The organism is Mesorhizobium sp. M5C.F.Cr.IN.023.01.1.1 (assembly GCF_003997585.1).
GTDB classification, from domain to species: Bacteria; Pseudomonadota; Alphaproteobacteria; order Rhizobiales; family Rhizobiaceae; genus Mesorhizobium; species Mesorhizobium wenxiniae.
The window spans coordinates 1-1,110 of sequence record NZ_RZSU01000238.1; the positions used below are offsets into that span (position 1 = coordinate 1).

General features: G+C 65.2%; 2 protein-coding genes and 1 pseudogene. All 3 read left to right on the forward strand.

Translation table 11 applies throughout. The features are described 5' to 3' along the window. Positions 1-153, forward strand: a pseudogene (locus EOA78_RS35530) (thiazole synthase); the annotation flags it as partial. After that, the gene (locus EOA78_RS35535) at positions 150-755 is read left to right on the forward strand and encodes a thiamine phosphate synthase (protein ID WP_127320366.1); all 606 of its coding nucleotides are present in this window, start codon (positions 150-152) and stop codon (positions 753-755) included. The pseudogene EOA78_RS35530 and the gene EOA78_RS35535, both read left to right, overlap by 4 nt. Next, on the forward strand, positions 746-1,110 hold a 365-nt coding region (locus EOA78_RS35540; RefSeq protein WP_206533572.1), incomplete at its 3' end, for a bifunctional hydroxymethylpyrimidine kinase/phosphomethylpyrimidine kinase. The genes EOA78_RS35535 and EOA78_RS35540, both read left to right, overlap by 10 nt.

Genomic DNA, 1,110 nt, shown 5'->3' on the forward strand with positions numbered 1-1,110 from the left:
GCAATAGCCAAGGCGGGCGATCCGGTCGCCATGGCCGCGGCCTTCTCCAAGGCGGTGGAGGCGGGTCGCGGGGCACATTGCGCCGGCCTGCTCGAGCCGCGCGACATGGCAGTCCCCTCGACCCCTGTCATCGGCATGGCAGCATTCTCGTGAAACTCGATCCGTTCTACCTGATCGTCGATTCCAGCGCGTGGATCAAACGCCTGGTGCCGCTTGGCGTGAAGCTGGTGCAGCTGCGCATCAAGGACAAGAGCGAAGCTTCACTGCGCCGGGAGATTCGCGCTGCGAAGACGGTATGTGAACGCCATGGCTGCCAGCTCGTCGTCAATGATTACTGGAGGCTCGCCATCGACGAGGGCTGCGACTTCGTGCATCTGGGCCAGGAGGATCTGGCGAGCGCTGATGTGAGGGCGATGCGGCGCGCCGGGCTCAAGCTGGGCTTGAGCACGCATGACCCCATCGAGCTCGAAACGGCACTATTCGCGGAGCCCGACTACGTCGCGCTCGGTCCGATTTACCCGACCACTCTGAAAGCGATGAAATGGGCGCCGCAGGGATTGGATCGCATTACCTTCTGGAAACAGCGCGTCGGCAATCTTCCGCTTGTCGCCATCGGCGGGCTTACTGTCGAGCGGCTTCCAGGAGTTTTCGAACATGGCGCACGAAGTGCGGCGGTGGTGACCGATATCATCCGCGCCGCCGATCCAGAGGCGCGCACGCGTGAGTGGCTCGAGGCAACAGCGCCGTGGCGATAGATCGCGAGTCTCACGTGCTGGTCGTTGCGGGAGCCGATTCAAGCGGCGGCGCCGGGATCGTGCGCGACGTCGAGACGATCGCGGCGCTCGGCCCCCGGTCGTGCGTCGCCGTGACGGCGGTGACCGCCCAGACGCATCGGTCGGTCGACTGGATCGAGCACATGCCGCCGGGTCTTGTCGTGGCCCAGATGCGGGCCGCACTCGCGGCCAACGATGTGAAGGCCATGAAGATCGGGATGCTCGGCACAAACGGCGCAATCGAAAAAGCCGCGGCGGTTCTGCGGGATCACCCCGACATACCGGTGGTGCTGGACCCGGTCCTCGCCTCCTCGTCCGGCAGGGCGCTGATCATGGA